Genomic DNA, 25985 nt, shown 5'->3' with positions numbered 1-25985 from the left:
GGCTGGTCGATGGGGCCGCTGGCCCGCGACGTGATGGTCGCCTACGCCGCGCGGACCACCTGGGAGCCCCCGGCCTGGGCGCACCTGCCCGTGCAGTACGCCGACTACGCGCTGTGGCAGCGCGAGGTGCTCGGCTCGGAGGATGATCAGAACTCGTTGATCTCCAACCAGATTCGCTACTGGACCCGCGAGCTGGCCGATCTGCCCGACGAGTTGATGCTGCCCTCGGACCGGCCGCGGCCGGCCGTGGCCACCTATCGCGGCGGTACGCACACCTTCGTCATCTCGCCCGAAATCCAGTCCAGTCTTGTGGAATTGGGACGTCGGCACAACGCGTCGCTGTTCATGGTGATGCACGGTGCCTTGGCCGTGCTGCTGGCGCGGCTGTCCGGGACCACGGACATCGCCATCGGCACGCCGGTGGCCGGTCGTGGCGAGGCAGCGCTGGACGATCTGATCGGTATGTTCGTCAATACGCTGGTATTGCGGACCGAGGTGCCTGATACCGCGAGCTTCGCCGATCTGCTCGGCCGCGCACGCAATACCGACCTGCAGGCCTTCGCGCACGCCGATGTACCGTTCGAGCGGCTGGTCGAGGTGCTCAACCCAGCCCGCTCGCAGGCGCGTCACCCGCTGTTCCAGGTCGCGCTGTCGTTCGAGAATCTGCCCGAGCGCAACTTCGAACTGCCCGGATTGCGGGTCACCACGGTCGATTTCGATGTGGAGACCGCGAAGTTCGACCTGTCGCTGACGTTGCGCGAGACCGGCGCCGACAACGCCGGAATGCTGGGTGAGTTCTCCTTCGCCCGGGATCTGTTCGACGAGCCGACCATCGCGGTGTTCGCCGAGCGCTTCATGCGCCTGCTGGAGCAGATCACCGAGCGGCCGGAACTGGCGGTGGGGGATCTGGAGATCCTGGCCGACGCCGAACGCGCCGAATTGCTCTCCCGTCGTGGCGATGCCGCGATAGAGCCGGCCACCCTGCCGGAGATCATGGCCGCCGCGGTGGCGGTCAACCCGGACGGGCAGGCAGTCGTCTTCCGCGACAGGTCGCTGACCTATGCCGAACTGGATGCGGCCGCCAACCGGTTGGCGCGAGTGCTGATCGCGCGCGGCGCGGGCCCCGAAGTCCTTGTGGCCGTTGCGGTTCCGCGCTCGATCGAATCTGTGCTCGCGATCTGGGCGGTGACCCGCACGGGTGCGGCGTACCTGCCGGTCGACCCGGCCTACCCGGCCGACCGCATCGCGCACATGATCTCCGATTCCGGTGCGCGTCTGGGTATCACGCTGCTCGACGAGATCGAAGCACTGCCGCCGATAGCGGGTGCGGGCTGGCTCGCACTCGATGATCCGGAGTCGAGCGCCGCGGCCGAGGCCGCCTCGCCCGCGCCGGTCACCGATGCCGACCGCCCCGGTCCGCTGCGGCCGGGGAACATCGCCTACGTCATCTACACCTCCGGCTCCACCGGTCTGCCCAAGGGCGTCGTGGTCACCCATGCGGGCCTGGCGAACTTCAGCGCGTTGCAGGTGGAACGCTATGGCCTGGACCGTGATTCGCGGGCGCTGGCCTTCGCCTCGCCCTCCTTCGACGCGTCCGTGCTCGAGATGCTGCTGGCCGTGGGATCGGCGGGCGCCCTGGTGGTCGTGCCGCCGGGCACCTACGGCGGTGAGGAACTCGGCGAACTGATCGCCCGCGAGCGCGTCACGGTCGGGCTGATCACCCCCTCGGTGCTGGCGTCGCTGGATCCGGCCGCACTGGCCGGAATGTCGGTCATCATCGCCGGCGGAGAGGCCGTTTCGGCCGACCTGGTCGCCAAATGGTCTGCCGCGCCGAGTGGTTCGGGTACCGACCGGCGGTTCCACAATGCCTACGGTCCGACCGAGGCGACCGTGGCCACCAATATCAGCGCGCGGCTGCGGCCGGGCGATCCGGTCACCATCGGCGGTCCGGTCCGGGGCATGCGTGCCCTGGTGCTGGACAGTCGCCTGCATCCGGTGCCCGAGGGCGTCGCGGGTGAGCTGTACGTCGGCGGAATCCAGTTGGCCCGAGGCTATTTCGCGCGCAGCGCACTCACCGCGGCGCGTTTCGTGGCGGATCCGTACGGCGGCGAGGGCGAGCGGTTGTACCGCACCGGTGACGTGGTGCGCTGGCGGCGCACCGGTCGCGACGCGACTCCGGTCGTGGAATACGTGGGCCGCAACGACTTCCAGGTGAAGATCCGCGGTTTCCGCATCGAACTCGGCGAGATCGATGCCACCCTGACCAGCCATCCGGACGTCGATTTCGCCGTCACCCTGGGGCACACGGTGGAGAACGGTTCGACCGTGCTGGTGTCCTATGTGCGCGCGGTGCCGGGGCACGCGGTCGACGTGGCCGCGGTCTCGAACCATGTCGCGGACCGGCTGCCGGGGTATATGGTCCCCACCTCGATCATGGTGCTGGACGAGATCCCGCTGACCCCGGTCGGCAAGCTCGATCGCCGCGCCCTGCCCGCCCCCGAGCTGAGCACGCGCGAATTCCGGGCCCCCTCGACACCGCTCGAGGAACTGGTCGCGGGCATCTTCGTCGAGTTGCTGGGCACCGAGCGGATCGGTGCGGACGACGACTTCTTCGCCCTGGGCGGCAACTCGCTGATCGCCACCCAGGTCACCGCGCGGCTGAGCGCCGCGCTGGACGCACAGGTCGGAGTGCGGACGCTGTTCGAGGCGCCGACCGTGGCCGGGCTGGCCGCGCGGGTCAGCACGCAGACCGGGTCCGGTGAGCGCCGGGCCCTCACCGCGCGGCCGCGGCCCGAACGTCCGCCGCTGTCCCCGGCCCAGCAGCGGATGTGGTTCCTGAACCGGTTCGACACCGAGTCCGCGGCCAACAACATCGCGGTGGCGGTGCAACTGCGCGGCGAGCTCGATCTGGCCGCGCTGCGTGGCGCGGTGGGCGATATCGTCGCCCGGCACGAGTCGTTGCGCACCGTGTATCCCTCGCACGAGGGCATCGGCTATCAGCAGGTGCTGCCCGCGGCCCAGGCGCTGCCGGGCATCGACCTGATCGATGTGATCGACGCCGGTGAACTGCACGCCGCGCTGACCGAATTCGCCGGCCGCGGCTTCGATGTCACCGCGGAGCCGCCGGTGCGGCTGCGCCTGTTCCGCAACGGTCCGACCGATCACGTGCTCGCCGTCGTCGCGCACCACATCGCCGCGGACGGTTTCTCGATGCGTCCGCTGGTCCGCGATCTGATGATCGCCTACGTCGCGCGCGGCGAGGGCCACGCGCCGGAGTGGGCGCCGTTGCCGATCCAGTACGTGGATTACGCACTGTGGCAACGCGATCAGCTCGGTTCAGAGGACGATCCGCGCTCGGTGGTCTCCACGCAGCTCGACTACTGGCGCACCACGCTGGCCGGACTGCCCGAGGAACTGCGGCTGTCCACCCGCCCGCGTCCGCCGATCGCGTCGTACGCGGCCGGGACGCACCGGTTCCAGGTGCCCGGTTATCTGGTCGACGCGCTCAACGAGGTGGCGCGCGTGCACGGCAGCACGCTGTTCATGGTGGTGCACAGCGCGTTCGCGGCGCTGCTGGCCCGCCTGAGCGGCACCGACGACATCGCGATCGGCATCCCGGTCGCCGGACGTGGCGAGCAGGCCCTGGACGACCTGGTCGGCATGGTGGTCAACACGCTGGTGCTGCGCACGCCGGTGCATTCCGGTACGGCGTTCACCGAGTTGCTTGCCGATGTGCGCGAACGGGACCTGGGTGCGTTCGCGCACGCGGGCGTGCCGTTCGAGCGGCTGGTCGAGGTCGTCGATCCGGCGCGTTCGCAGGGACGGCACCCGCTGTTCCAGGTCATGCTGACCTTCCAGAACATGGGTCCGACCGCCCTCGAACTGCCCGGACTGACCGTCTCCGAGCTGCGCACCGATGCGCCGATGGCCAAGTTCGACCTGCAGCTGACTTTGTCGGAGGCCGTCGCCGGCGAGGGCGCGGACACCGCGATGGACGCCGAAATCGTCTATGCCGCAGACCTTTTCGACTCCGCGTTCGCCCGGACGTTCGGCGCCCGGTTCGTGCGCGTGCTCGAGGCGGTCGTGGCCGATCCGTCCGCCGCGGTGGGCGATCTGGAACTGCTCGACCCCACCGAGCGGATCCGGGTGCTGCGTCGCTGGAACGAGACCGATTTCGAGATCGCCGCGGCGCTGCCGAGCACCTCGGACGATGCCGCGGACACCCTGATCTCCCTGTTCGAGGCACAGGCCGCGCGCACCCCGGACGCGCCCGCGCTCACCTTCGAGGGGACGACTCTGTCCTACGGCGAGTTCGCCGACCGCGTCCGGCGGCTCGCGCGGTGGCTCGTCACCCAGGGCGTCGGTCCCGAATCCGTTGTCGCGCTTGGCATGCGGCGCTCGATCGAGCTGGTGGTCGGCATCTACGCGGTGAGCGCGGCGGGTGGCGCCTACCTGCCGCTGGATCCGGACCATCCGATCGAGCGCAACGAGTACATCCTGGACACCGCTCGCCCGGCGTGCGTGCTGACCAGTGATACCGACTTCGTCGATCTGCCCGGCGCGCGTCCGGGCGCGAGCGCGCCGACGGTGGTCGAGGATCTGGACCTGTCGGTGTTCTCCGGCGATCCGCTCACCGACGCCGATCGTGTGGCGCCGCTGGACGCCTCGAATATCGCGTACGTGATCTTCACCTCCGGTTCGACCGGTCGCCCCAAGGGTGTGGCGGTGCCGCACGGTGCCATCGTGAACCGCCTGGTGTGGATGCACGCGCAGTACGGCCTCGCCCCCGACGATGTGGTGCTGCAGAAGACGCCGTCCACGTTCGACGTGTCGGTGTGGGAGTTCTTCTGGCCGTTGCAGATCGGTGCGCGGCTGGTCGTCGCCAAGCCGGACGGGCACCGCGATCCGGCCTATCTGGCCGAGTTGATCGCCGCCGAGGGCGTGACGGTGGCGCACTTCGTGCCGTCGATGCTGGCGGTATTCGTCGCCGCGCTGGCGAACGAGCGTGGGGCCGTTGCGGTTCCGGGCGGTGTCCCGGCGGTGCGGCTGCGCAACGTCTTCGCCTCCGGTGAGGCGCTGCCCGGCCCGATCGCTCAGCAGTTGCGCGCGTTGACCGGCGCGCGCCTGCACAACCTCTACGGCCCGACCGAGGCCGCGGTCGACGTCACCTACCACGAGGTGACCGATGCCGACGCCGTGGCCGTGCCGATCGGCGCGCCGGTGTTCAACACCCGGGTGTACGTGCTGGATTCGCGGTTGCGGCCGGTGCCGGTGGGCGTCGCGGGTGAGCTGTACCTGGCGGGCTCTCAGCTCGCGCGCGGATATGTGGCACGGGCGGATCTGTCCGCGGATCGGTTCGTGGCCAACCCGTTCGGTGACGGTGAGCGCATGTACCGCACCGGCGACCTGGTCGTCTGGACACCGAGCGGCGAGCTGGAGTACCTGGGCCGCACCGACTTCCAGGTGAAGTTGCGCGGTCTGCGCATCGAACTGGGTGAGATCGAGTCCGCGCTGACCGCCATCGACACGGTCGCGCAGTCGGTCGTGCTGGTGCGCGCCGACGAGCGCCTGGGAGATCAGCTGGTGGCCTACCTGGTCGCCGCACCGGGTGCGCGGATCTCGGTTGAACTCGTGAAATCCGAACTGGCACAGCATGTTCCGGCATACATGGTGCCGACGGCATTCGTGGTGCTGGACGAGTTCCCGCTCAACGCCTCGGGCAAGCTGGACCGCCGGGCGCTGCCCGAGCCGACCTTCGAGGCCCGGGTGTTCCGGGCTCCGGGCACCTCCGTCGAACAGGCCGTGGCCGATACCCTCGCCGAGGTGCTCGGTGTGGAGCGGGTCGGTCTGGACGACGATTTCTTCGCCCTCGGCGGCAACTCGCTGCTGGCCACGCAGGTCGCGGCGCGGCTGGGCGCGGCGCTGGACACCGAGGTGCCGGTGCGCGTGCTCTTCGAGGCCTCCAGCGTCGCGGCGCTGGCCGCGCGGGTGGAATCGCATGCGGGACAGGGCGGTCGCACACCGCTGACCCCCCGGCCGCGGCCGGAGCTGGTGCCGCTCTCGCCCGCGCAGCAGCGGATGTGGTTCCTGAACCGCTTCGATCACCGCACCGCTGTCAACAACATCCCGGTCGCCATCCGGCTGACCGGCGAGCTGGACCGGGACGCCTTCGCCGCCGCCGTGCGCGATGTGCAGATCCGGCACGAGGCGCTGCGAACCATCTATCCCGAGATCGAGGGCGTCGGCTACCAGCAGGTACTGCCCGCGCCGTCGGTGGAGTTCGAACTCACCGCCGAACCGGTCACCGAGGCCGAGCTGCCCGCGCGCATCCTGGAACTGGCCGGCGTGCACTTCGACGTCACCGCCGAGATCCCCTTCCGGGCGAACCTGCTGCAGGTGATTCGCCCGGCCGCGCCGAACCGCAACGGCGACCGCCGGCCGCTGCCCGACGAGCACGTCGTGGTGCTGGTGATGCACCACATCAGCGGTGACGGCTTCTCGCTGCGGCCGCTGCTGCGCGATGTGGTGGCCGCCTACTCCGAGCGCTCCCGCGGCGAGGCGCCCGCCTGGACGCCGCTGCCGGTGCAGTACGCGGATTACGCGCTGTGGCAGCACGAGGTGCTCGGCGCGCCGGACGATTCCGCCTCGGCGGCCGCGCGTCAGATCGCCTACTGGACCGAACAACTGCGCGACCTGCCCGAGCAGATCGATCTGCCCGCGGACCGCCCGCGTCCGGAGGTGGCCACCAATGCCGGTGGGACGCAAAACTTCTCGATCGACGCCGAACTGCACGGCGCGCTGACCGAACTGGCCCGCGCGCACGGGGTCACGCTGTTCATGCTGATGCACGCGGTACTGGCCACCTGGGCGGCGCGGCTGTCCGGCAGCCGGGACATCGCCATCGGCACGCCGATCGCGGGCCGCGGCGAGCGCGCGCTCGACGATATGGTCGGCATGTTCGTCAACACGCTCGTGTTGCGGACCGAGGTTCGCCCGGACACCCGGTTCGCCGAACTGCTCGACGAGGTGCGCCGCACCGATCTGGCCGCGTTCGGCCATGCCGACGTGCCGTTCGAGCATCTGGTGGACGTGCTGAGCCCGGTCCGCTCGCAGGCGCACCATCCGCTGTTCCAGGTGGTGCTGACCTTCGAGGCGACCGGTCAGCGTGACGCGGCCGCGGTGAGCCTGCCCGGCCTGGACCTCGAGGTGGTCGAATTCGACGCGGCCACAGCGAAGTTCGACATCCAGCTGACCGTCGGCGAGGCCGTCCCGGAGGATCCGGCCACCGCCGCCGGTGGGCTGTCGCTGTCCTGGAACTACGCCACCGATCTGTTCGATCCCGCGACGGTCGCGGCCTTCTCGGATCGGTTGCTGCGCATCCTCTACGCCGTGGTCGAGGATCCGGCGACGGTGCTCGGCGATATCGATCTGCTCGGCGAGGCCGAACGGCTCGACGTCACCAACCGCTGGGTGAGTTCCGGAAACGCCACCACCACAGGACGTTTCGCCGATCGCGACCGCACCCTGTCGGATCTGTTCGACGAGATGGTCCGCGCGCATCCGGACCGGATCGCGGTGAAGTCGGGCGAGGACCGGCTCACCTACACCTCCCTGGACCAGCGCGCGAATCAGTTGGCGCGCAGGCTGATCGACCAGGGCGCCGGACCGGGCGCGCTGGTCGCGGTGATCCTGCCGCGCTCGGCCGATCTGGTGGTCGCCCTGCTCGCAGTGGTCAAGTCCGGCGCGGGTTACGTGCCGGTCGACCCGAGCTACCCGGCCGAGCGGATCGCCTACGTGCTGGGCGACTCGGATCCGGCGGTGGCGATCATCGACAGCACCGTCGAGATCGATCTGGGCGTGCGCGCGGACGGCACCGCGCTGCCGGTCGTGCTGATGGACCACTACGGCATCGACGTGCCCGACCTGCTGGACTCCGGGGAACATCCGGTCACCGACGCCGATCGGCTCGCACCGCTGCGCGCCGAGGACGTCGCCTACGTCATCTACACCTCCGGTTCGACCGGCCGTCCCAAGGGCGTCGCGGTCGAGCACCGCAACGTGGTGCGGCTGTTCGCCAATACCGATCGGGACTTCGGTTTCGGCGCCGACGACGTGTGGACGCTGTTCCACTCCTTCGCCTTCGACTTCTCGGTGTGGGAGCTGTGGGGTCCGCTGCTGTTCGGCGGCACCCTGATCGTGGTCGACTACTACACCTCGCGCTCGCCCGAGCAGTTCCTGGAACTGCTTCGGCGCGAACGGGTCACGGTGCTCAACCAGACGCCGTCGGCGTTCTACCAGCTCGCCGAGGCCGACCGTAACGCCGTCTCCGATCCGCGGACCGCGGCGCGGCCGCTGTCGTTGCGGTACATCGTCTTCGGTGGTGAGGCACTGGAACTGCGCCGCCTCGCGGACTGGGTCGCGCGCTACGGCGCGGGTGCGGACGGCAGTACGCCGGGTAATCCGCAGCTGGTCAACATGTACGGCATCACCGAGACCACGGTGCATGTCTCGTACCGGCCGATCGACGCCGAAACCGTCTCCGCCGCAACGGGTTCGGTGGTCGGCCGGGCAATCGCCGGACTGCGCGTGCACGTGCTGGACGATCGCCTGCACCCGGTGCCGGTCGGCGTGGCCGGTGAGATGTACGTCTCGGGCGGTCAGCTGTCCCGCGGATATCTGGGCCGCCCGGATCTGAGCGCGGCGCGTTTCGTCGCCGATCCCCTGGGCGACAGCGGTTCCCGGATGTACCGCACCGGTGACGTGGCGCGCTGGAACCGGCACGGTGAGCTGGAATACCTGGGCCGCGCCGACGACCAGGTGAAGGTGCGCGGTTTCCGCATCGAACTCGGCGAGATCGAGTCGGCGGTGCTGGCCCAGCCGGGTATCGCGCAGACCGCTGTCATCGTGCGCGAGGACCAGCCCGGCGATCAGCGCATCGTCGCCTACGTGGTGCCCGAACCGGGCGCCGCGCCGGCGCTGGATGCCGTGCGCGACGGTGCGGCCGAGCGGCTGCCGTCCTACATGGTGCCCACGGCGTTCGTGGTGCTGGACCGAATCCCGTTGACCGTCAACGGAAAGCTGGATCGCCGGGCGCTGCCCGCGCCCGCGGTGCAGGCCCGCGCCTACCGCGCGCCGGAGACGCCGGTGCAAGAGGCGGTGGCCGCGGTCTTCGCCGAGGTGCTCGGCATCGAGCGCTCCGCCGGACGCGGCGTCGGCCTGGACGACGACTTCTTCGACCTGGGCGGCAACTCGCTGATCGCCACCCGGGTGGTGGCGCGGATCGGCGCGGCGCTGGGCACCACGGTGGCCGTGCGCGCGCTGTTCGAGGCACCGACGGTGGAGGCCCTGGCCGCCCGGGTGGAGTCGCACACCGGCGACGAGACCGGCCCGCGTCTGGCCCCGCGCCCGCGCGACAGCACCGACCTGGTGCCGCTGTCGTTCGCGCAGCAGCGGATGTGGTTCCTGAACCAGTACGACAAGTCCTCGGCGGCCTACAACCTGCCGCTGGCGATCCGGCTGTCCGGTGAACTCGACACCGCCGCACTGCAATTGGCGATCTTCGATGTGGTGCGGCGGCACGAGTCGCTGCGCACCCGCTACCCCGAGCACGGCGGCGCGCCGACCCAGCTGGTGGTGGCGGCCGAGCAGATCGCCCTGGATCTGCGGGCCTATCCGATCGGCGCGGAGGAACTGGCCGCCGCGCTCGCGGAGTTCGCGTCCATCGGATTCGATGTGGCCGAACAGGTTCCGCTGCGCGCCCGGTTGTTCCGGGTGCAGCCCGACGAACATGTGCTGGTCGTGGTGGTGCACCACATCGCCGGTGACGCCATCTCGATGACGCCGCTGGCCCGCGACCTGATGACCGCCTACACCGCGCGCACCCAGGGCAGCGCCCCCGGCTGGGCGCCGCTGCCGGTGCAGTACGCCGATTTCGCGATCTGGCAGCGCGAGGCGCTGGGCACCGAGGACGATCCGGACTCGCTGCTCTCGCGTCAGCTCGCCTACTGGCAGGGCGCACTGGCCGGGATTCCGGACGAGCTGACCCTGCCCGCGGATCGCCCGCGGCCCGCGGTCGCCTCGCATCGCGGCGCGACGCTGTGGCGCACGCTGTCCCCGGAACTGGTCTCGAAGCTGGAAGAGGTTGCGCGCCAGCGCGGTTCGTCACTGTTCATGGTGATGCACGGTGCGCTGTCGGTGCTGCTGGCCCGGCTGTCCGGCGGCGACGACATCGCCGTGGGTACCCCGGTCGCCGGACGCGGTGAGGCCGCGCTCGACGATCTGGTCGGCATGTTCGTCAACACGCTGGTCCTGCGCACCGAGATCGACCGGGCCGAATCGTTCGGCACGCTGCTCGAGCGGGTGCGGCACACCGATTTGGAGGCGTTCGGCAACGCCGACGTGCCGTTCGAGCGCCTGGTGGAACTGCTGGCACCCGAGCGCTCGCAGGCGCGCAACCCGCTGTTCCAGGTGGCGCTGTCGTTCCAGAACATGGAGCGGGCCGGGCTCGAATTGCCGGGCCTGACGGTCTCGGCGCTGGATCTGGACGAGAACGTCGCCCGCTTCGACCTGCAGTTCACGCTGTCCGAGCGGGACTCGGCCGGGATGTCCCTGGCGCTGACCTACGCGACCGAACTGTTCGACGAGGCCACCGCAGCCTCCTTCGTCACCCGCTGGCAGTGGGTGCTGGAGGCGATCGCCGCCGATCCGGAGGTGGTCGTCGGGTCCATCGAGATCCTGGAGCCGGCCGAGCGCGCCGAAATCGTCTCGCGCACCGGCGGTCCCGGACTCGCCCCGAGTACGCTGCCGGAGCTGCTGGCGGCGGCGGTCTCGCGTGATCCGGCCGCGCCCGCGGTGGTGTTCCGTGACATCCGCCTGACCTACGGCGAACTCGACGAACGCTCGAACCGCCTGGCGCGCTTGCTGATCGATCGGGGCCTGGGCGCCGAGGACCTGATCGCGATCGCGATTCCGCGTTCGGCGGACTCGTATTTCGCCGAGTGGGGTGTGACCAAGTCGGGTGCGGCCTTCGTGCCGATCGACCCGTCCTACCCGGCCGACCGCATCGAGCACATGCTCACCGATTCGGGCACCCCGATCGGCCTGACCGTGGCCTCGGTGCGCGCCGACCTGCCCGATTCGGTGCAGTGGCTGGTCCTGGACGAGCTGGACCTCGACGCGTTCGACGGCGCGGCGGTCACCGATGCGGACCGGGTGCGGCCGCTGCGGCCGTACAACCTCGCCTACGTCATCTACACCTCCGGTTCCACCGGTGTGCCCAAGGGCGTCGTGGTGCCGCACGCGGGCCTGGCCAACTTCAGCGCCGAGCAGGTCGCGCGCTACCGGCTCGACTCCGATTCGCGCACCCTGCATTTCTCCTCGCCGAGCTTCGACGCCTCGCTGATGGAACTGCTGTTCGCGGTCGGCCCCGGCGGCACGCTCGTGATCGTGCCCACCGGCGTCTTCGGCGGCGAGGAGCTGTACGAGCTGATCCGGCGCGAGCAGGTGAGCCATCTGTTCATCACCCCGGCCGCGCTGGCGACGCTGGACCCGGCCGGACTGGACAGCCTGCGGGTGCTGGCGGTCGGCGGCGAGGCGTATTCGCCCGAGCTGCTGGCGAAGTGGGCGATTCCGCTGGGCGGCCCGGATGGGCCGATCCGGTCGTTCCACAACATCTACGGCCCGACCGAGACCCAGATCGTGGTCAACATCGGCGAGCCGCTGCTGCCCGGGGACGCGCTGACCATGGGCGGTCCGAACCGCGGCGTCGGGTCGCTGGTCCTGGACAACCGGCTGCAGCCGGTGCCCGACGGTGTGGCCGGTGAGCTGTACGTCTCGGGCATCCAGGTCACCCGTGGATATCACGAGCGGGCGAGCCTGACCGCGGACAAGTTCGTGGCGAACCCGTTCGCGCCGGGGGAGCGGATGTACCGCACCGGTGACGTGGTGCGCTGGACCACGCGGCAACTCCCCGACGGCACGCCGGAGCACCGTCTGGAGTACGTCGGCCGCTCTGACTTCCAGGTGAAGGTCCGCGGTTTCCGCATCGAGCTGGGCGAGATCGACGCCGCGCTGACCTCGCACGAGAGTGTCGACTTCGCCGCGACGATCGGACATCGCAGCGCCGCGGGCGCGACCTCGCTGGTGTCGTATGTCGTTGCCGCACAGGGACATACGATCGACGTCGCGGCCCTGACCGAGCACATCGGCAAGCGGCTGCCCGCCTACATGGTGCCCGCGTCGGTGATGGTGCTCGACCACATCCCGCTGACCCCGGTCGGCAAGCTGGACCGCCGGGCGCTGCCCGAACCGGTCTTCGCCTCCGAGGCCGCCTTCACCGCGCCGCGCACGCCGCTCGAGCACACCCTCGCCGAGGTCTTCGCCGAGGTCCTGGGCATCGAGCGGGTCGGTATCGAGGATTCGTTCTTCGCGCTGGGCGGCGACAGCATCGTCTCCATTCAGCTGGTGGCGCGGGCCAAGGCGCGCGGCGTGGTGTTCTCCCCGCGCGACGTCTTCGAACAGCGCACCGTGGCCGCCCTCGCCGAGGTCGCAACGACCACCGACGCGCAGGGCGACGCGGTGGCGCGCCTGCCCGAGCTGCCCGGCGGCGGCGTCGGCACCATGCCGCTGACCCCGGTGGTGCGTTTCATGGTGGAGCGGCCCGGCGGTATCGGGCGCTTCAATCAGACTCTGGCACTGGAACTTCCGATCGGTATCGATCGCGCGGGCATCGCCGCGACGGTCGCCGCGGTCATCGACCGGCACGACATGCTGCGCGCCCGGCTGCGGCGGCACGCGGGCGCGGAATGGATCATCGAAACCGCCGAACCGGGCACGATCGATGTGGACGCGCTGATCGACCGGGTGGAATTCGACGCCGCGGCCGAGGATGCCGAGGTCTTCGAGATCGCCCGCGCCGCACTGGATGTCACGCTGGACCGGCTGGACCCGGAAGCGGGCGTGGTGATCCGGTTCGTCTGGCTGGAGCCGGTCTCCGGCTCGGGTTCCGAGCGCGCCGGCCGACTCGTGGTCGCCGCGCACCACATGATCATCGACGGCGTGTCCTGGCGAATCCTGGTGCCGGACTTCGTCACCGCGTGGGGACAGCTGTCCTCCGGGCAGACGCCCGAACTGGCCGAACCGGGCACCAGCATGCGCACGTGGTCGCACGCGCTCGAGCAGGTCGCCGCCGAGCGCACCGGTGAGCTGGAGCGCTGGCGTTCGGTGGTCGAGGGTCCGGACCCGCTGCTGACCGCGCGTCCGATGGATCCGGCCATCGATGTGTCGGGCGTCATCGCCCGTCATCACGTCGAGGTGTCGGCCGAGGCCACCCGCGCGCTGCTGACCACGGTTCCGGCGCTGTTCCACGGTGGCGTCAACGATGCCCTGGTGACCGCGCTGGCCCTGGCGACGGCGGCCTGGCGTGCCGAGCGTCTCGGCGAGGCCGCGGAGGGCGCGGATTCACTGCTCATCCGGCTGGAAGGCCATGGCCGCGAAGAGGATCTGGTTCCGGGCGCTGATCTGTCCCGGACCGTCGGCTGGTTCACCGCGATCTATCCGGTCCGGCTGGACCTGTCCGGGATCGATGTCGCGGACGCGCTGACCGGCGGCCCCGCCATGGGCCGCGCCATCAAGGCGTTCAAGGAACAGTTGCGTGCCGTCCCGGACAAGGGTGTGGGCTACGGCCTGCTGCGGTACCTCAACCAGGAGACCGCCGCACAGCTTCCGGCGCAGTTGCCGGGCCAGGTCAGCTTCAACTACCTGGGCCGGGTCTCCGAGGGCGGCGTGCCCGAGGCGCTGCGCGGCTTCGGCTGGGTGCCAGCGCCCGAACTGGGCGAGCTGGGCGGCGACTACGACGCCGATATGCCCGCGATGGCGCCGCTGGACATCAACGCCATCGTCGTCGGTGATCAGCTCACCGCCAATATCGGCTACCCGACCACGCTGCTCGGCGACGAGGCCGTCGCGGGCTTCGGCCGGATGTGGGTCGAGGCGGTGGAAGCCGTTGCGCGCCACGCGGATTCCGCGCAGGCGGGTGGGCACACCCCGTCCGACTTCCCGCTCGTGCGCAGCACCCAGCAGGATGTGGACGACTGGGAGCGCCGGTTCCCGGCGTTGATCGATGTGTGGCCGCTGTCGGCGCTGCAGGCCGGTCTGCTGTTCCACGCTCAGCTCGCGGCCACCTCGGTGGACGTGTACACCGCGCAGGCCGTGCTCACGCTGACCGGCCGGGTGGATGCGGACCGGCTGCACGCCGCCGCGCAGGCGCTGGTCGATCGCTACGAGAACCTGCGCACCGCCTTCGTGACCGACGCCCAGGGCAATCCGGTGCAGTTGGTTCTGGACGGCGTGCGGGTGGCCTGGGCCGAACACGACTGCCGTCCGGCCCACGCGCGTCCGGGCGCGACCGCGAGCGAGATCATCGACGCCGACCGCACCCAGCGGTTCGATCTCGCCGAGCCGCCGCTGATCCGGTTCACCCTGATCCGGGTGGGCGAGAGCGAATGGCAGCTCGCGGTGTCCAACCACCACATCCTGCTGGACGGCTGGTCGATGCCGCTGCTCATGCGGGATCTGCTGGTGCTGTACGCCACCCGCGCCGACACCGCCGCGATGCCCGCGGTGCGCTCGTACCGGCACTTCCTGGAATGGGTTGCGCAGCAGGATCATTCGGCTTCGGTCGCGGCCTGGGCCGCGGCGCTGTCGGGTGTGTCCGAGCCGACTCTGCTGACCCGGCCCGATTCCGGCCGCGAGATCACCTCGCTGTCCGGTGAATACCTGTTCGGCCTCGACGTGGACGCGACCGCGCGGCTCACCGAGCTGGCGACCCGCCTCGGCGTCACCCCGAACACGGTGTTGCAGGTCGCGTGGGGAATCCTGCTGGGCCGCACCACCGGTCGCGACGACGTGCTGTTCGGCACCACCGTCTCGGGACGTCCGGCGCAGTTGCCCGGCGTGGAATCGATGGTCGGCCTGTTCATCAACACCGTTCCGGTGCGGGTGGACATCGACCCGGCCGAGTCGGTGCGCGCACTGCTCACCCGTACCCAGGGCGAGCAGGCGGACCTGCTCGACCACCACTACGTCGGCCTGGCCGACATCCAGCAGGCCGCCGGAATGGGCGGGCTGTTCGACACCCTGGTCGTCTTCGAGTCCTATCCGGTCGATTCCGAGGGGATCCGGGAGCAGGCCGCCGATATCGACGGTATGGCGGTCACCGGACTCGAGGCCGCCGACGCCACGCACTATCCGCTGACCCTGATCGCGCAGCTGGACACCCGGCCGGGCGATACCGGCCAGAGCCTGCGCATCCGCGCCGGATATCTGCGGGATCTGTTCCAGGAGAGCGCGATCGAGCGCATCGCGGGCCGATTGGTGCGGGTGCTGGCCGCGATCACCGCCGATCCGGAGGTCCCGGTGGGCGATATCGCCCTGCTGGACGACGCCGAACGCGACCTGGTGGTCACGCGGTGGAACGACACCGCGCACCCGCTGCCCGATCCGGCCGCGACCCTGGTGTCGATGTTCGAGGCGCAGGCGGAACGCACGCCGGACGAACCCGCGCTGACGTTCGAGGGGACAACTCTGGCCTACGCGGAGTTCTCCGCCCGCGTGCACCGCCTGGCGCGCTGGCTGGTGGATCGCGGGGTGGGCCCGGAGTCCTTCGTCGCCCTCGGCATGCGCCGCTCGATCGATCTGGTGGTCGGCATGTACGCCGTCGCCGCGGCCGGCGGCGCGTATGTGCCGCTGGATCCGGATCATCCCGCCGAGCGCACCGAGTACATCCTGCGCACCGCGGACCCGGTCTGCGTGCTCACCTCCGGCGACGATCTGGAGATCGACACCGCACAGGTGCGGATCGACCTGCTGGACCTGTCCGGCTACGCGATCGAGCCGCTCACCGATGCCGACCGGCGTTACCCGCTGCGGCCGACGGATACCGCGTATGTGATCTTCACCTCCGGTTCGACCGGTCGTCCGAAGGGTGTGGCGGTGCCGCATGCGGCGATCGTGAACCGCTTGGTGTGGATGCAGTCCGAGTACGGCCTCACCCCCGGCGATGTGGTGTTGCAGAAGACGCCGTCGACGTTCGACGTGTCGGTGTGGGAGTTCTTCTGGCCGTTGCAGATCGGCGCGCGGCTGGTGGTGGCCAAGCCGGATGGTCATCGTGATCCGGCGTACATGGCGGAGTTGATCGCGGCCGAGGGTGTGACGGTGGCACACTTCGTGCCGTCGATGCTGTCGGTGTTCGTGGCCGAATCTGCTGTGGCGCAGTGCCGTTCGCTGCGCATGGTGTTCTCCTCCGGCGAGGCGCTGGCGCCTCGCTCCGCGCATCGGCTGCGCGAGCTGACCGGTGCGGCGGTGCACAACCTGTACGGCCCGACCGAGGCCGCGGTCGACGTCACCTACCACCAGGTCACCGCGTCCGACCGGGAAACGGTGCCGATCGGCCGCCCGGTCTTCAATACCCGGGTGTACGTACTGGATTCGCGCTTGCAGCCGACTCCGGTGGGTGTCGCGGGTGAGCTGTATCTGGCGGGCGCGCAGCTGGCGCACGGTTACGTCCGCAGGCCCGATCTGTCCGCGGACCGGTTCGTGGCCAACCCGTTCGGCGACGGCGAGCGCATGTACCGCACCGGTGACCTGGTCTACTGGACCGGCGACGGTGAACTGGAGTACCTGGGCCGCACCGACTTCCAGGTGAAGTTGCGCGGCCTGCGCATCGAACTCGGCGAGATCGAATCCGCGCTGACCGCCCTGCCCGAGATCGGCCAGGCGGTGGCCGTGGTCCGCCACGACGTGCACACCGGCGATCAGCTGGTGGCGTATGTCGTTGCGGCCGAGTCGATCCTGGACACCGACGAGGTTCGCGAAGAGCTCGGCCGTCGACTGCCCGCCTATATGGTGCCCGCGCTGGTGATGGTGCTGGACGAGCTGCCGCTGAACGCCTCGGGCAAGCTGGACCGCAAGGCGCTGCCCGCGCCGGTGTTCGAGGCCGCGGTGTTCCGCGCGCCGACCACGCCGGTGGAGGAGATCGTCGCGGAGATCTTCGCCGAGACACTGGGGGTCGCGCGCGTCGGCCTGGACGACGATTTCTTCGCCCTGGGCGGCAACTCGCTGATCGCCACCCAGGTGGCGGCCCGCCTGTCGGCCGCGCTCGACACCGATCTGAGCGTCCGCGAGATCTTCGAGGCGTCCACGGTGTCCGCGCTGGCCGCCCGCGCCGAGTCCGGAACCAGCGGCTCCACCCGCAAACCGCTCGTGCCGCAACCGCGTCCGGAGCGGATCCCGCTGTCGCTGGCGCAGCAGCGGATGTGGTTCCTGAACCGCTTCGATCCCGAGTCCGCGGTCGACAACATCCCGGTCGTGGTCCGGATGTCCGGCCTGCTGGACCGGCAGGCGCTGCATATCGCGGTCGCCGACGTGCTGGCGCGGCACGAGTCGCTGCGCACCCGGTATCCCGAGGCCGCGCTGGACACCCGCGAGCCCGCGCTGGCGGCATATCAGGAGATCGTGCCGACCAGCCGGGTCATCCCGGATCTGACACCGATCGAGATCACCGAGGACGACCTGCCCAGGCAGCTGTCCGAACTGGTCCTCACCGGTTTCGACGTCACCGCGGAGGTACCGCTGCGGGCCCGGCTGTTCGAGATCAGCCCGACCGAGCATGTGCTGGCCGTGGTGGTGCACCACATTTCCGGTGACGGTTTCTCCATGGGCCCGTTCGCCCGGGACGTGATGACCGCTTACGGCGCCCGCATCGACGGGGGCGAACCGGCCTGGCAGCCGCTGACGGTGCAGTACGCGGACTACGCGCTGTGGCAGCGTGAGGTGCTGGGTTCGGAGAGCGATCCGGAATCGCTGATTTCCCAGCAGATCTCGTACTGGACCGAGACGTTGCGCGGCCTGCCCGAGCAGGTCGACCTCCCGTCCGACCGTCCCCGCCCCGCGGTCGCCTCCGGCCGCGGCGCGGTCTACACCTTCGAGATCGGCGCCGACCTCCAGGCCCGTCTCGCCGAACTCGCCCGCCCGTACGGCACGACCATGTTCATGGTCATCCACGCCGCTCTGGCGGTGCTGCTGTCGCGCTCGAGCGGCGAATCCGACATCGTCATCGGAACCCCGGTCGCCGGGCGTGGCGAGCGTGAACTCGACGACATGATCGGCATGTTCGTCAACACGCTGGTGCTGCGGACGCAGGTCGACGCGCAGGCGAGTTTCGCGGATCTGCTGCGGTCGGTGCGGTCCGGCGACATCGCGGCGTTCGGACATCCGGATCTGCCGTTCGAGCGACTGGTGGAGATCCTGAATCCGCAGCGTTCGCAGGCGCGGCATCCGCTGTTCCAGGTGATGCTGTCGCTGCAGAACACCGGCGGCACCACGTTGGAGCTGCCCGGGCTGACCATCAGCAATGTCGAATTGCCGATCGAGACGGCGAAATTCGATCTTCAACTCGAGCTGTCCGAACGGATCCCGCCGCTCGACGCCGCTGAAGGCACTGCGGTACCCGAGGGTATTGTCGCCAAGTTCATCTACGCCACAGATCTTTTCGATCAGGATTCGATCGCCGGATTCGCGCGGCGCTTCCTGCGGATCGTGAAAGCCGTTGTCGCTACGCCGGATCGCCCGATCGGCGATATTCCGCTGCTGGATGTGCACGAGGCCGAACACCTGCTGCGCGTCTGGAACAACGTCACGGCGGGCGCGGGTGCGCAGACCGCACCGGCGGCCCTGGTCGCGCCCGGTGCCACGCTGTCCCGAGTATTCGATGTCGCGGTGGCCGAGCACGGCGATCGCGTCGCGGCGCGCTTCGAGGATTCCCAGCTCAGCTATCGGGAGCTGGATCGGCGCGCGAACCGATTGGCGCGCAAGCTCATTGCGGCGGGCGCCGGTCCCGAGCGAATGGTCGCGGTGATTCTGCCACGTTCGCTGGAACTGGTCGTCGGGCTGCTCGCGGTAGTCAAATCCGGTGCGGCGTATGTCCCGATCGACCCGGCCTATCCGGCCGAGCGCATCGCATACGTGCTGTCGGACGCCGACCCGGTCTGCGTCGTCGTCGACGACAGCGTCGATGTCGATCTGCCCGCCGGACTGCCGACCGTGCTCGTCGACGATGCGGCCGCGTACAGCGACGAGCCGATCACCGATGCCGAGCGGCTCGCCCCGGTCTCGGCCGACAATGTCGCCTACGTGATCTACACCTCCGGTTCGACCGGCCGCCCCAAGGGCGTGGCCGTAGCGCATCGGAATGTGTTGCGGCTGTTCGCGAATACCGATCGCGATTTCGGTTTCGGTCCCACGGACGTGTGGACACTCTTCCACTCGTTCGCCTTCGACTTCTCGGTCTGGGAGCTGTGGGGCCCGCTGCTGTACGGCGGCACCGTGGTGGTCGTCGATTACTTCACCTCGCGCTCGCCCGAGCAGTTCCTGGAACTGCTGTACCGCGAACGCGTCACGGTGCTCAACCAGACTCCGTCCGCCTTCTACCAGCTTGCGGAGGCCGACCGGCTCGCGCCGGCCGATCCTGATGCGAGGACGGAGCCGCTCGCGCTGCGGTACGTGGTGTTCGGCGGCGAGGCGCTGGAATTGCGTCGGCTGTCCGATTGGGTTGCCCGGTACGGTGATTCGGCGCCGCGGTTGGTGAATATGTACGGCATCACCGAGACCACCGTGCACGTATCGCACCGGGTGCTGGACGCGGAAACCATCGCGGCGGCGAACGGTTCGATCATCGGCCGGGCGATCACCGGTCTGCGGGTCTACGTCCTGGACAACCGGTTGCATCCGGCGCCGGTCGGCGTCGCTGGTGAAATGTATGTCGCCGGCCCGCAGGTGGCCCGCGGCTACCTGGGCCGCCCGGATCTGTCCGCGGCGCGGTTCGTCGCGAATCCGTTCGACGAACCCGGTTCGGTGCTGTACCGCTCCGGCGATGTGGCGCGCTGGAACCGCTTCGGCGAGCTGGAGTATCTCGGCCGCGCCGACGACCAGGTCAAGGTGCGTGGTTTCCGGATCGAGCTGGGTGAGATCGAGGCCGCGCTGCTCGCGCAGCCCGAGGTCGCGCAGACCGCGGTCATCGCTCGTTCCGACGGCCGCACGGGCGATCGCCTCATCGCGTATCTGGTGCCGGTCACGCCGGACGAGTCCGGCGCGGACAGCCTCATCGAGGTGCTGCGCGAACGCCTGGCGGCGGTGCTGCCCGCCTACATGGTGCCCTCGGCCTTCGTGATGCTCGATCGAATTCCGTTGACCGTCAACGGGAAACTGGATCGGCGCGCCTTGCCCGAGCCCACCTTCGAGACGCGCCGGTTCCGGGCGCCCTCGACCCCGGTCGAGGAGATCGTGGCCAACACCTTCGCCGCGGTACTCGGCGTCGATACCGCGGTCGGCTTGGACGACGACTTCTTCGAACTCGGTGGAAACTCGCTGATCGCCACCCAGTTGGTGGCCCGCCTGGGCGCGGCGCTGAACACCCGGGTCCCGGTGCGGTTGCTGTTCGAGGCCTCGTCCGTGGGGACGCTCGCCGCGCGGGTCGAGCGGCAGGCGGGTTCCGGCCACCGGGAACTGGTGGCCGGACCACGGCCGGAACGGATTCCGCTATCACTGGCGCAGCAGCGGATGTGGTTCCTGAACCGTTTCGACCAGTCCTCCGCCGCCTATAACGTGCCGATGGCCGTGCGTTTGCGCGGCGTGGTGAACGTGGAGGCGCTGCGGGCGGCGATCGGCGACCTGGTCGCGCGCCACGAGGTGCTGCGCACGGTGTACCCGGAAACCGCGGACGCGGGTCCGGTGCAGTTGATTCTGCCGGTCGGACAGGCAGTGCCGGAGCTGGAGATCGCCACGGTCGCCGCCGGCGAGATCGAGACCGCCATGGTCGGGATGATCTCGACGACTTTCGACGTCACCGCCGAGGTGCCTTTGCGCGTCGCGCTGTTCGAGGTCACCGGTGCGGATCCGGCGGAGTACGTGCTGGCGATGGTGGTGCACCACATCTCGGGTGACGGGTCGTCCATCGGCCCGCTGACGCGGGATCTGATGTCGGCGTACGTCGCTCGCGCCGCGGGTGAGCGTCCCGGCTGGGCGCCGCTGCCCGTGCAGTACGCGGATTACAGCATCTGGCAGCGTGAGTTGCTGGGCTCGGATGACGATCCGGAATCGTTGGCGGCCAAGCAGATCGGTTACTGGCGTACCGCGCTGGCGGGTCTGCCCGATCAGCTCGATCTGCCCTCGGATCGGCCGCGACCGCCCGCGCAGACCTTCGCGGGCGATCGCGTCGAGGTGCGGATCGATGCCGAGATCCACGGTGCGCTGGCTGATCTGGCGCGCACCGAGGGCGCGACGCTGTTCATGGTCGTGCACACCGCGTTCGCGGTGCTGCTGGCCCGCCTGTCCGGCACCGACGACATCGCGATCGGTACGCCGATGGCGGGTCGTGGCGAGGCGGCACTGGACGACATGATCGGCATGTTCGTGAACACGCTGGTGTTCCGGACGCGGGTCGATCCGAGCGAATCGTTCACCGATCTGCTCGCGCGGCAGCGGGAAACCGATATCGCGGCCTTCGCGCATGCCGACGTGCCGTTCGAGCGGCTGGTCGAGGTGCTCAACCCGGTCCGCTCGACCGCTCGGCACCCGCTGTTCCAGGTCGGTCTGTCGTTCCAGAACCTGGCTCGGACCGGACTGGAACTGCCCGGCCTGACCGTCTCGGCACTCGAACTCGATACCCGGCAGTCCCAGTTCGATCTCAACCTGATCGTCGCGGATGCCTACGGCGAATCCGGTGCGTCCCAGGGCATCAGCGGCTATCTGACCTACTCCACCGATCTGTTCGACCACGCCACGGTGCAGGGCTTCGTCGATCGCTTCGTGCGGGTGCTGGGTCAGATCACCGCGGATCCCGGTGTCGCGGTGGGCGACATCGATCTGCTCGACGGCGCCGAGCGCAGCCGAATCTTGGTGCAGCGCAACGCGACCGATCACGCGCTGGACTTCTCCGCGACCCTGGCCTCGCTGCTGGCCGCGACCCTGGGCGCCCGCTCCGGCGCGGTGGCCCTGGTCGGCCCGGACGGCGGCCGGATCACCTTCGACGAGCTGGATCGCCGAGTGAACCGTCTTGCGCGGCATCTGATCTCGCTCGGTGTCGGCCCGGAGTCACGGGTTGCGCTGGCCTTCGACCGTTCGGTGGATCTGGTCGTGGCCATGTACGCGGTGGTGACCGCCGGTGGTGCGTACGTGCCGCTGGGCCCGGATCAGCCCGCGGACCGCACCGGCTACATCCTCGAGACCGCGGCGCCGGTCTGTGTGCTGACCAATGCCGAGACCGCGTTCGATACCGAGGTCGCGCCCGTGGTCCGCATCGATGAGCTGGACCTTTCGGCGCTCCCGGACGCCCCGATCGCCGCCGGCGAGCGGACCGCACGACTGCGCCCGGACAACACCGCGTACGTCATCTTCACCTCCGGTTCGACCGGCCGCCCCAAGGGCGTGGCCGTCTCGCACGGCGCGATCGTGAACCAGATGCTCTGGGAGGTCGCCGAATTCGGCATCGACGAGAACGATGTGATGCTGCTGCAGACCGCGGCCACCTTCGACGTCTCGACGTGGGAATTCTGGGCCGGTGCGCTGACCGGCGGCCGCCTGGTGATCGCCGCGCCCGGCGGGCACCGCGACGCGGCCTATATGAACGAGCTGATGGCCCGCGAGGGCGTGACCACCCTGGGCACCGTGCCCTCGATGCTGGACGGCCTGCTGACCGAATCGGCCGACGCGCTCTCGCCTTCGCTGCGGCGGGTGCTGGCGATCGGTGAGGCGTTGCCGGGGTCGGTGGCGCAGCGATTCCTGCGGGCCAACGCCTCCGGGCTGTTCAACGTCTACGGTCCGACCGAAGCGGCGGTGTCGATCACCAACCACGAGGTCACCGAGGCCGACTCGACCTCCGTGCCGATCGGCGTGCCGGAGTGGAATTCCCGTGTCTACGTGCTGGATTCGCGGCTGCGTCCGGTGCCGGACGGGGTGGCCGGTGAACTGTATCTGGCCGGTGTGCAGCTCGCCCGCGGCTATCTGGGCCGCGCTGACCTGACCGCGGACCGGTTCGTGGCGAACCCGTTCGGTAACGGTGAGCGGATGTACCGCACCGGCGACCTGGTGGTGTGGAACGCCGACGGTGAGCTGGACTACCGAGGGCGTACCGACTTCCAGGTGAAGATCCGTGGTTTCCGGATCGAGCTGGGTGAGATCGAGGCGGCCCTGCTGACGCTGCCGCAGGTCGCCCGCGCCGCGGTGGTGGCGCGTGCGGATCAGCGCCTCGGCGACACCCTGGTCGCCTACCTGATCCCGGCCGACGGCGCGCTGGATGTCGCGGAGATCAAGTCCGCGCTCGCGGCGAGCCTGCCCTCGTACATGGTGCCCGCGGCATTCGTCGTGCTGTCCGAGTTCCCGTTGAACGTCAGCGGCAAGCTGGATCGAAAAGCGTTGCCGGAACCGGAGTTCGAGACGACCGAGTTCCGCGCTCCGACGACGCCGATCGAGCAGATCGTCGCGGGCGTGTTCGCCGATGTGCTCGGCGTCGAGCGGATCGGCCTGGACGACGACTTCTTCGCGCTCGGCGGCAACTCGCTGCTGGCCACGCAGGTGGCCGCGCGCCTGGGCACTGCCCTGGACGCGCGCGTTCCGGTGCGCACGGTCTTCGAGAACTCCACGGTCGAGGCCCTGGCGACCGGGGTCGAGCAGCGCACCGGCGGCCGTCCCGCACTGCGGGCGGCCGAGCGTCCGGAGCGGATCCCGCTGTCGCTGGCGCAGCAGCGGATGTGGTTCCTGAACCGGTTCGACCAGCAGTCCGCGGCCTACAACGTGCCGATCGCGGTCCGCCTCACCGGCGAACTCGACGTCGCCGCACTGAGCGAGGCCGTGGCCGACGTGGTGGCCCGGCACGAGGTGCTGCGCACGGTCTACCCCGAGACCGAGTCCGGTCCGGTGCAGGTGATCCTGCCGCCGGGGCAGTCGGTGCCCGAACTGGCGGTGCGCCGCGTGCAGGCCGGCGAGATCGAGGCGTTGCTGCTCGAATTCTTCTCGGCCACCTTCGATGTGACGGCCGAGGTGCCGTTGCGGGTGACGTTGTTCGAGGCCGGTGCGGGCGAGTACGTGCTGGCGATGGTGGTGCACCACATCTCCGGTGACGGCTCCTCGATGGCCCCGATGACGCGCGATCTGATGACGGCCTACGCGGCCCGGTCCACCGGCCACGCCCCGGGCTGGGCCCCGCTCGAGGTCCAGTACGCGGACTTCAGCATCTGGCAGCGGGCGCTGCTGGGCAGCGAGGACGATCCGGAATCGTTGCTGTCCAAGCAGACCGCGTACTGGACGCGGGCGCTGGCGGATCTGCCCGATCAGCTGGATCTGCCGGCGGACCGGCCGCGTCCGGCGGTGCAGTCCTTCGCCGGTCGCAAGGCCGCGCTGCGGATCGACGCCGAATTGCACCGTGCGCTGGCCGATCTGGCGCGCGAGCAGGGTGCGACGTTGTTCATGGTCGTGCATACCGCGTTGGCGGTGTTGCTGGCGCGGTTGTCGGGTACCGAGGACATCGCGATCGGTACGCCGGTGGCGGGTCGTGGTGAGGCCGCGCTGGACGACATGATCGGCATGTTCGTCAACACGCTGGTGTTCCGGACCCGGGTCGAGGCCGGGACGACGTTCGCCGAGCTGCTGGAAACCCAGCGCGAGAACGACATTCAGGCGTTCGCCAATGCCGACGTCCCGTTCGAGCGTCTGGTCGAGACGCTGAACCCGGTCCGCTCGACCGCTCGGCATCCGCTGTTCCAGGTGGGTCTGTCCTTCCAGAACATGGGTGTGACGAATCTGGAACTGCCAGGTCTGACACTGTCCGGCATCGAGGTCGATACCGAGATCTCGCAGTTCGACCTGCACCTGTTCCTGGCCGATGGCTACGACGAAGCAGGTCAGCCGAACGGTATCGACGGCTACTTCACCTACGCGACGGATCTGTTCGACGCCGCGACGGTCGAGGGTTTCGCGGCGCGGTTCCTGCGTCTGCTCGGTGAGGTCGTCGCCGCGCCGGCCACCCCCGCCGGTGAATTCGAACTCGTCGACGAGTCCGAGCGCGCATTGATCCTGCGCGAGTGGAACGACACTCGGCATCCGATCGAGTCGGCCTCGCTGCTGGATGGCTATCGCCGTGCGGTGGCCGCGTATCCGGATCGGGTGGCTGTGGTGTTCGAGGGTGAGGAGTTGACGTATCGGGAGTTCGATGAGCGGGTGAATCTGCTTGCGCGTCGGTTGGTTTGGGCTGGTGTGGGTCCGGAGTCGCTTGTCGCGTTGTCGATTCGTCGTTCGGTCGATCTGGTTGTGAGTATGTATGCGGTGGTTGCTGCGGGTGGTGCGTATGTGCCGTTGGATCCGGATCATCCGGCGGAGCGGATCGCGCATGTGCTCGAGACCGCGCAGCCGGTGTGTGTGCTGACTCGTGCGGCTGATGCGGTGCCGGTGCCCGAGGGTGTCGAGGTGTTCGACCTGGAGACCATCGACCTCGATGGTTTCGATGTCGCGCCGTTGGGGCCGGGCGAGTTGGAGGGTCCGGTGCGTCCGGAGAATCCGGCGTACGTGATCTTCACCTCTGGTTCGACGGGCCGCCCGAAGGGCGTCACGGTGCCCGCATCGGCCGTGGCGAACCAGATCGCCTGGATCACCGGCGAATACGGCATCGGCCCGGACGACGTGGTGCTGTTCAAGACCCCCGCGACGTTCGACGTGTCGGTATGGGAGTTGTTCGCTCCCTTGGCCGTCGGCGCGCGCATGGTGATCGCGAGCCCGGACGGTCACCGCGACCCGCGGTACCTGGCCGAGGTGATCGCGGCCGAGCGGGTCACCATGACCTCGTTCGTGCCCTCGATGCTGCGGGTGTTCGCCGACACCGTGTCCGCACCGGCGCTCGAGGCGCTGCGCATCCTGTTCGTCGCGGGCGAGGCGCTCACGCC

1 protein-coding gene (running past both ends of the window) is annotated in these 25985 nt (G+C 69.6%); it reads left to right on the top strand.

All 25985 nt of this window come from inside a single coding sequence — locus tag AC5WS7_RS22340, non-ribosomal peptide synthase/polyketide synthase, on the top strand. Of the gene's 50301 coding nucleotides, 6873 precede the window and 17443 follow it; the stretch shown corresponds to coding positions 6874–32858 — codons 2292 (complete) to 10953 (partial); the first codon wholly inside the window starts at position 1. The start codon and the stop codon both lie outside this window.

The organism is Nocardia sp. PLKS1-43 (assembly GCF_059510335.1).
The sequence above is the reverse complement of the archived record's forward strand: the minus strand, read 5'-3'. Positions and strand labels throughout refer to the sequence as shown.